The organism is Streptomyces sp. NPDC008121 (genome assembly GCF_042957155.1).
Taxonomy (GTDB): Bacteria; Actinomycetota; Actinomycetes; order Streptomycetales; family Streptomycetaceae; genus Streptomyces.
The window spans coordinates 1-9,046 of record NZ_JBIBHT010000036.1; the positions used below are offsets into that span (position 1 = coordinate 1).

At 70.6% G+C, this 9,046-nt stretch carries 4 protein-coding genes; 1 reads left to right on the forward strand and 3 read right to left on the reverse strand.

Going from position 1 to position 9,046, the window contains the following annotated elements; all coding sequences use genetic code 11:
- Window positions 1–3,412: 3,412 nt before the first annotated feature.
- Entirely contained in the window at window positions 3,413–3,862 is a 450-nt protein-coding gene (locus ACFZBD_RS34810; protein ID WP_391147684.1) for an SSI family serine proteinase inhibitor, read from the reverse strand.
- Between the two features lie 1,760 nt (window positions 3,863–5,622).
- On the opposite strand from ACFZBD_RS34810, the gene ACFZBD_RS34815 reads away from it, so the two are divergent.
- Window positions 5,623–5,868 (forward strand): hypothetical protein, encoded by a 246-nt coding sequence (locus ACFZBD_RS34815; protein ID WP_391147685.1) that lies wholly within the window; start codon window positions 5,623–5,625, stop codon window positions 5,866–5,868.
- Between the two features lie 691 nt (window positions 5,869–6,559).
- On the opposite strand, the gene ACFZBD_RS34820 is transcribed toward ACFZBD_RS34815, so the two are convergent.
- Window positions 6,560–7,297: a sortase domain-bontaining protein gene (locus tag ACFZBD_RS34820; RefSeq protein WP_391147687.1), complete on the reverse strand. Its 738-nt coding sequence runs from the start codon at window positions 7,295–7,297 to the stop codon at window positions 6,560–6,562.
- A gap of 537 nt (window positions 7,298–7,834) precedes the next feature.
- Window positions 7,835–8,230 carry a hypothetical protein gene (locus ACFZBD_RS34825; protein ID WP_391147690.1) on the reverse strand — a complete coding sequence of 132 codons (396 nt, stop codon included), beginning with the start codon at window positions 8,228–8,230 and terminating at the stop codon, window positions 7,835–7,837.
- Between the last annotated feature and the right edge of the window lie 816 nt (window positions 8,231–9,046).

Consider the following 9,046-nt stretch of genomic DNA (forward strand, 5'->3'; position numbering starts at 1 on the left):
TGAAGCACATCTCCGCAGTCGAAACCGATCGCCCCCTTCAGGGGTCCTGCTGCCAGGGGCGGCAGCACCTGCCCTCCACTCTCCCCCGCCCGCGCCCCCTCCGGCATCCCCCAGCCGGCCGGCACACCGGATGACCCTGCACGTCACTGAGCTTCGCCGGGCTGGCTACTGGCCGGGGGACGGAAATGGGGGTGTAAGCCGGCGAGAGCACCGCCCGCACCTCCCCCGCGCCCTGTGGCAGGCCTGCCCGGAGGGCACACTCGCCGGATGGAGCCCTGCCCGGATGCGCGCACGATTCTGACCGCGGTCCGCGCCTGCGGCATCCTCCAGGCCTGCTTCACCCGGCAGGTTCCGCCCTGGCCGCCGCGCCTGCCAGGGCGGCGGCTCAGCCGTCCGCACCCCCTGCTGCCCGCGTGAGAACCAGCCCGCCACCAGCAGTGCAACCGCGGCCGCCCCCGGCTCCGGGCCGGGGCGAGCGGGCTGCCGCACGCTGGAGTCCGGGCGCATCCTCCGCAGAGCCAGATGTTCCGCCAAGCCGCATCGGTACGGTCGTCCGCCCCGTTCTCACGCTGCTGACCTGCGGCTGTTTCAGCATGAAGAGGTTCACTGCGTGCGGCCGGCCTGGGAAACGCGGGGCGGGGGCATGTACCGGACGGGAGGTGTACGGCGGGTGGGCGCTCCGCTCAGGCGCACGGCCTGCCGGCCGGCTGATGAGCACCTCGGGAGCGGGGGCCTGACAATCCATGAATATGAGCCGCGCATACCCAGGCGCCCGGCCGCTGGGCGTAGCGGCGGGGGCCGGGCAGGGCCAGGCGTCCAGGTTCACAACTGTTCCGGGAACAGAGGAATCGAAGCCAGAGGCTGCCGGTCCGCTTGCGTTCTGCTGGAAGTCGGGGCCCTGGCCCAGAATCACGAGATTTCAGTCGGCCATCCTGCCAGGGCCGGGCATGCCCAGCACACGATATTTCACAGTGAATTTATTCCAGCCCGCCATCAGCCACAGGTCAGCACTCCCGGCGGTATGCGCCTTAATGGTGCCCGGGTCCGGCGGGAATACCGTCCTGGTAAGCGTGATGATTATTCAGGTTATTTTCGGTGCGCATACTGGCCAGCTGCAAGCCGTAACTGGAGTTGTTCACTATACGGAACGCGGTGGAAAAAGCCGGTGCCGCAGACCCGGCAGGTCCCGCCGGCGCCGGTGCAGTACCGGAGAGCAGCTGCGTCGGCCAGAGCAGCGGGTGCTGCTCATGTGGCTGCCAGGAAAGCTGCAGCCGCCAGCGCCGCAGCAGCACGGAAGATTCGCATGCTTTCCCGCCTCTGATGATCTGATGCCCATTGACGGCCGGACTCTGGTACACCGGAAAACACGCACACCAAAAGCAGGGCTGCGGTCTCCCGGCCGTCCGTTCATACCCGGTTAAAGAGGGACAGGGTCCCCGCCGGCCGGCCCTAGACCAGGCTGCATCGCGCGGCTGGAATCCGGCTGGGCCGCCGGCCAGCCGGCTCATCACCGGGCAGCTGGAGCGGCGCGGCCCTGCGTCCCGTGCGGCCTCGGCACAGCCCCCGGCAGCTGACGTCTGCCCCGGGCCGGCGCTTCTTCCGCGCACCCCGCCAGAATTCCATACGATCCTACCTGGATTAGCGAGGCCGCAAGGCAGTCCGCCGCGGGCTCCGGCTTTCCGCCCTGACGGCTCCGGCGGCGCCCTTCCCGGAGGGCCGTAATGGGATGGCCCGGGAGTACACTCTGGGCTGTGCAGCTTGTTTTGGGGATGATTTTACTCGGAGCCGGGATGGGTCTTCTGTGGGCTATTTTTCTGGGACCTCTGCGTTCCTGGTCTCCGTTTACCATGACAGCTGAGAGCTACCGGAAAAGACGGCGCAGCCGGCGTGTGCGCATCCCGCGCCAGGTTCGCCGTTAATGCCGGGGCGGCAGGGTGTATCTGAGCCGTCCGGATCATTCTGCGCCAGGGCGCAAAGTCAGCTGAGGTGGTGTCTGTGCAGGCGGGGGGTGAAGCGAAGGGGACCAGGCCGCCGCAGCCAGCGGCGGCCTGGCCTGCCGCCTTCCCGCAGCGGAGAATTCAGTGAGCCGTCAGGCTCGGCTGGCATGCCGGTGCCTGTGGTGACTCCTCCCCTTCCTGACGGCTTCCTGACGGAGAGGGCCTCTCGCTTTGCCTGGTTGGCGCCGCGCGGGCCAGCCCGGCCCGTAGTACGTTTCAGTGCTCCCACTGTGTCGGCGTGCGCCTGGTGGCCGCAGGCACAGTGGAACTCTTCCTGGGTGGGCGGCACCGGCTTCTGTTGCCACCGCCCACCTCGCCTCCTGCCCTCCTGGGCTTGCCCCGCCCCGGCACCGAGCCGCCGGGGTCCGGTTCCCGGCCGCTCTGCGCTGGCCGGGATGCCGGAAGCAAGCGGCGGACGGCCGGCGGTGCCGGCAGCGGATGTCCAGGGCGGTGGCAGGAGCCCCCGGCCGCTGGCCGCGGCCCTCCGGCCGGGCCGGCACCGGCAGGAGAGGCCGGGCCGCCGCCCGCTCCTGGTCCGGCGTGTCCCGGGGGGCAGTGCGGCTTCCGGCGGGATGCCGGCCGCGTTGTCGTCCGTCAGCGGACTTTTCCTCCGGTGTTCAGGACCACAATCGCTCCCGGCGGCGCTTGCGGTCCGGTCACCAGTGCGGCCAGTCGCTGCAGCGGCTGGCTGCCGCCGCGCGCTCCCTGAGCCCCTGCTGCTGGCGTGACCAGTCCGCTGACCAGCACCAGCTCGGCAGCACCTGCACAACGGCGCATGCACATGCCCGGCGCAGGAAGAGGCCGTGCCGGTCGTGTCATCACGTCCGCCTCTGCTAAGGGACATACCGGCAGCAGGCGGCATGCTGCGCCGGTGCTGTATTCCACCGTGCGTCCCCGCGTCACCTCCGCAACACACAACTCTGCACACTGGCAACGGGCACACTGCGGGCATGCACGGATGGCCTGGGGCCGGACGACGCCGGGAGACCGGGCGCAGGTCAAGGCGATGTGAAGACGGTCTTCCGTGCTGAAACGGGCGGACGGGACCGTGAAGGCTGCGGCGGGTTCCTTCGCGGGCTCTGCAGGAGAATCAGGGAGGCCCCCGGAGGCCGGTTGAGACTTCAGGTATCTCGCTCAGCCGTCCAGGGGCCTCACCCGCTGCTCCGCCACTGCAGTCATCACCCGCTCAGCAGCCGGAAGCCGCCGCCCGCAGGGAGCGGCAGGCCTGCTGCTGGCGGGGCGCTGGCCGGGGGCGGTACCAGCCTGACCGGGCGGCGGAGCGGTCTCTTCGCCAGGGCGGGCCGTTGCGGCGAAGCCCTGGCGGGAGCGTGGGTGTGTGTCAGGGGCGGGGTGCTCTTGCTTGTGCTGCGCTCATGCGCCGGCGGGCGGGGATGGTCCGGTTCCGCCGCCGCACGCTATGCGTTGCCGGCGATACCGAACTGGAAGAGAGAGCCCTTGCTCTTCAGGTGGCAGCTGTTGGAGAACGTCTCTGCGTAATGGATGTGCTTTCCCCGCCAGAGTCCGCTGGCAGTGACGGTGACGGGTGCGTAGCGGGTGTTGCACATCAGGAGGGGGCTGAGGTCGAGGGACGCGATGTCTCCCCTGGCCCTGGCGAGGTCGGAACAGGCCTGGGCGGCGAGCGGATGGTCCCCGGCCGCCCCGGTGGGGTAACACGAGAGAGTCACGCCTCGGTCAGCGGGGGCTCCGGCGTCCGTGCCGTTTTGAACCGTCAGCACGAGAGCCGTGGGCGCGGCACGCCGCGGCTCCTCCTGCTGCGCGGCTGCTGCTGCCGGGGCCAGCGAGACAGCAAGCCCGGCCGCAGCCATGACACCGGCGGCGAGCCGCAGGGCCGTCTTCTTCTTCACGGGTGAACCTTCTGTGATCTGCACGAGGCGAGAACGTACCCGGGGTGGATCTCAGCAGGCACATCGCAGTATTAAATGCAGGCGTACTGTCCTTGCTGCTTTTCTGTGCGCAGGAACAGCCGGACGTTAACTGCGCCTCTCCGGTGCGGCTGGCACGGTGCGGGAGCGGCGGCCGTGCCGTTGGGGCCCGGGCCGGCGGGTGCGCCGGGCGGGCCGCACCCAGACACCGTGCCGCTGGTGTGGACGGGCCGGCGTGCGCAGGGACCGGCCCGCCGGCGGTGGTGCTGCGTTGTCCTGGCGGCCTCGGTGTGCTGTCGGCAGGGGGCATGCGGAGCGGGGCGTGCGGCGCCTGTGTGCCGCGCATGGGCAGCCGCCCGGCGGCGGGTTCTGCTGCCCGGCCCGGCGGTGGCAGGCAGTGCGCCGGCTGCGCGCGGGAGGGTCCTGCCGGGCCGGGGCCGGCCCGTACGGAGGCGGTGCTGCGTACGGGCAGGAGCTGCCCGGACGGCAGGGATCGGGGTATGCCGGGGCCGGGAGCCCTGGCCGGGGAGGAATGCATAGGGGCGGGATGCGGTGCGCTTGGGGCCGCCGCTGTGAGGGCCGGGGCGCCGGCCGCGCTCTGTCCTGCCGGGGCGGGGCGGGCTGTCTGTCCCCTGTGCCTTTCAACTGGGCGCTCCCTCCCGCGCCTTGGTTGCGGCGGGGAGGGAGCTGGGCCTGCGGCACACCGCAGGGTGGGGCGGTACGCGCAGGCGTCTGGTGGTGCGGGAGGAGCTGTCCGCAAGCAGAAGATTTGCACAGCGCCGGCCTAGAGCGGCCTCTTGCTGTCCCTAACGGAAGGCAAGAAATTTACAGGGGTGTGCCAGACGCAGGGTCCGGGCCGGCCGGAATACGCACCGTGCAAAGGCTGATGTGACAGGGAGGGTGTGCCCCTGCGGGCGGCAGGGCCGGCGGTGTATCTGGCGGAGGCAGCGGGGCGCCATGCGCAGGTCCGCAGCGGAAGCATCCCCGTCCTGCGGGCTGTCATCAGCCGGGCTCAGAATTCTGACTGCTCCGTTCGCGGCACACCTGGCGCAGCGGGCAGAAGCCCGCCGCACCGCTGCCCGCTTGTCCGCAGTTGCCCAGTTCAGCGAAAGCGAGCCGGCTGCGGCACGGCTCTGCGCAACTGAGCAGCAGAGTCTCAAGTCCGCAAAGCCCCTGGCTGCCGCGGCCAGGGGCCGCCGCCCGCTCCGGCCGGGTACCGGCTGGCGCGGCCCGGTGCAGCCGCCGGCGCCGGGGCAGCAGTCAGCAGCGCGCCGCGTCCCCCCAGCAGCCCTGGCCTCCCCTACGCTGGTGTGAACCGCTGGCAGGGCTGGCTGTGCGCCGTAGGAGCTGGCGGGTCACGGCCGGCGGCGCTTCACCGCAGGAACCGGCGAAGCGGGACGCGGACTGGCGCAGCATCCGCGCGGGATCCCTCAGGGCGGCCATGCGCGGTATCCGATCGGCGGGTCCTCACAGCCGCCAGCAGTCGGGCTGATCGCCTGAAGCGCGGGGTGAGGGGAGTCCGGAGAATTGAGCAGGTCTGTTCAGGTAGAGCGCTCAGTGGACCTACGGAGTCGGCCTTGGTACGTCTTTCAAAGCCCGTCATCTGCGCAACGGCTGCCGGTGCGGGCCTGGTTGCTCTGGCTCTCAGCGGAATTGCCGGCCCGGCTGCTGCAGGGACGGGAGCGGCGCCGTCTCCGGCAGCGCAGGGGGCTGCGGCCGGCCCCGGTGGGGCGTGCGGCACCGTGACCACCTCTGCCGGGTTCCCGGCAGAGATCAGGATAGAGACCGGCTCGGCTGACTGCACCCAGCTCCTGGACATCTTCACGCGCTATTACAGGGTGCTCGCGGACGAGGTGGTCCAGGGCATCGGCGGTGACAGGCGGGTCAGCCTGTCGGACTGGACATGCCAGTCACTGCCCGAACGTGACAAGCAGGCAGCCTGTGTAAGGGGAGATGCTGCTGTCGCCGCGTTCATACGCCTGCCTTAGCAAGCAGAGCGGCGGCTGCGTCCCGCCGCCTCGGCTTTGAGTTTCCGGGCTGCCCCCTGGCTGCAGGGCCGAGGGGCCGTCCTTTCCGGCGTCCTTGCCGAGGGGTGGCGTGGTGCGGGGCCGCTGGTGGGCGGCCCGGCGGGCGGCCGGGCCGGGGGTCTGCCTGAGGAAGCGGAAGGTGTGTCCGGCCGGGCCTGCGCAGGAAGATCCGCCGCAGACGGGCGGCATCGTGCGCGCCGGATCCGGGGTTGCTGTGCCGCAGCCGCATCGGTCTGGGTCACGGTTGCGGGAAGGGAAGGCGTCCGGCCGACGTGCCTTCTGCGACGGGATGTTCATCGCCACGTCCGCTCACGGTCTGCGGCGTTCCGGTTCCGGGTGCAGGTGGACCCAGCAGCGGGCGGCGAGGGCACCGTAGCGGCTGTGGACGGTGATGGGACTTCCGGGCCGGTTGAGTGCGCTGGGGCGTTCTTGCGGGAGTGGGGTGACGCCGCGGCGCCACAGCGGCGAAGTGCCGGGCTGGCTGTATCCGCGCAGCCGGCAGGCCGCCTTGCGGCGCAGCCCGCTTGCGGCGTGCTCACGCCGGCTCATGTATCCGCGGCTGACGGACCAACGCCCGGGCGCATGTCCGGCGCGGCAGGCGCCGCGGCGCGGGCAGCTGTGCATCCTGCCGCCGGAGGGGGCGGGGCACCCCTCAGCGGGAGGCCCGCAGCTCGGCGGCAAGGAGACGGGCGTATACGGTCGTGGTGGCCGTATAGGTACCGCCGCCGTCGTTGTATGCGGCCTTGTATGTAGTGAGGTGCAGTTCGGGCCGGGCGGTGGCCGGGCTCCCGGGGCGGAAGGAGGTTTCCTTCCTCTGTGTCTCGACGCGGTAGACGGAGAACACAGCCACTACCCCGTCCCGCCGTTCGACTTCGATCGTGTTTCCCGCCTGCAGCGCACTGAGCATGTAGAAGAGCGCAGGCCCCCGGGGGCCTTTCACACGTCCGACGACCAGTGATGCGCCTGCGGCTCCGGGGCAGGGGCTGTCCTGGTACCAGCCTGCGACAGGCGTGGGAGTAACCGGCGGTGCTTCGATGGTCCCCTGCTTGTCAGCCGTGACCCCGGCCAGCCGGACGTCGACCCGTATGGCAGGGATCCTGAGGCGCTCTGGCCGTGAAGGGGGAAGGCCAGCCTGTACCAGGGACGCAGGAGCTGTCGCTGTACTGAGCTCCCTCAGCTCCTGCTGTGCTCCGCTGCGGGGGAACCTGAATATGTTCTCTTCGTTCTTGCTGCTGGTGTACGCCACGGTCAGCCCGGCCATGAGAGCGACGACGAGGACTGAACCGATCAGGCCGCCAGTCACCCCGACAACCGCGTCGAAACACCGCTGCAGCCTCCCGCCGGACGCGGACGGCGGGGCTGCGTCTTCCGTGCTTATGCCGGGTGCCATGCAAGCAACGTAAATATGCGGGCGCCGGGCAGGCGAGTGCTGGACCCCCAGGAGAGTTATTCTCTGGCCGGGCTGCTCTGAGCCCGGCCCGGCCCCGGGCTCGGGGTGGCCCTGCGCCCCGGTCACGCGGTGGCTCGCCCCTGCCGCACAGCTGGACAAGGGCAGCCCTCCCGGCTGCAGGCGCCCCGCAGGTGTCCCCCGCACACCCGCAGTATCTGCGCTTGGCCGGCCCCGCCCCGGCACCACGCCTGGCCCCAGAAGACCAGCTGGTCCCGGCACCGGTCAGCGGGCCCGCTTGTTCGCACCGCCCCGCGCACCGGGCCCGCCGGCTGCCGCCGGGCCCGGCCTTACAGCCGGGCAGGAGACCCGGGGCCAGGAGATCCCCGGAGCTGGCGTGCCGGGCGTGCGGCCGTCCGGTACCAGAGCCACAACGGGCCGCCCCGGCACAGGGCGAGGGGCCCTGCGCACTGGTATGCACCGGTCCGGCGGGACACGCCTGAAGCACCGAGGGGGGTCACGCAGGGGCACCGGGTGCACTCACCGGTACGCCGGGCAGCGGGCAGCGCTGCTGCGGCGGGCGCGCAGGTACTCCTCAGCCCCCCAGCCCATCACAGCTTCGGCGAGCAGCTGCGGCAGCATACCGGGCTGCGCGAACTGCGCCCGGGCTTCGCGGCAGTAGGGGCACAGGTCCAGGTGCTCTGCTACATCGCCGCTGACCTGCCGGTTCAGTGAGACTTCGAGCAGCCGGGTGTAGTGCCGGCACTCCGGGCGGGGGGCCAGCCTGCCGTGCAGGGCAAGGAGGCTGGCACGCAGCTGCCCCGGCGTGTGCGATGCATGGAAGACGGTGGTCTGCGGGGGCATTCCCAGCAGCAGTGCCAGCGACTGGGGGTCCTCCGCCTCCACCTCAACGTGCCAGGCCAGGGTCTGCATCATGGGCGGAAGACCTCCGGCCGCCCGGGCGAGCAGGCGCCTGTCGGACCGCGGGGCGGCGGTGCCGGCGTGTACGGCATCAGCCAGTGCGGGCTGCAGACCGCGTTTGACAGCGCCGGCTGCTCCGCCTTCCGCCACCCACTGACCTGCCGTCTCGCGGATGCTGCGCAGCAGGCGGGGGCGCAGGGCGGCAGGCGTGCTGTAGCTGCGGAGCTCAGCGTGCACTCGCCGGACTGCTGACGCTGCAAGTGCACTGGCGGCAGCCTGTGATGCCGAGCAGACCTCTGCGTAGGCCCGCACCGCATGCCGGTGACGTGCCAGCAGGACGGTGATAGGACGGTGATCGCCCCTGCTCCTGCTGACCTGCGCCATCAGGGCAGCGTCGGACCATTCCGGAAAAGGTGCGTGCACTGCAGGGCCGGGCAGACTGGTGGTGGTGCTGTCTCGCATTGCGGTCTTTCTCTCGGAAGATGAACATGGCCCGGCATGCAGCCGGAGGGCTGCAGACGCTGTGAGCAGCACAGCCTGACCAGGCAGGGCCCATATCTTTGCCCGGCCTGTGTGAAACCCGCCCGGAAAGCAGAGAATATGACTGAAAAATATCCCTGCCGGCTGGTCTCCTTTTCAATGTTCAGATAATGAAAAGACCCCGCCGCTCTGACGCCGGCATCCGCGGCTGCGGGGAACTCCTTCCGGAGGAGTCAGGTCCCGCAGAACACCTCTGAGAGGGCGTTTGATCTAGGCGGATTGCCGCTTATGCCCTAGTAGGTTCCTCGCCAGGTTGGTGTGGTCTCGTCCGTTATGCGCTTGGCGAGATTG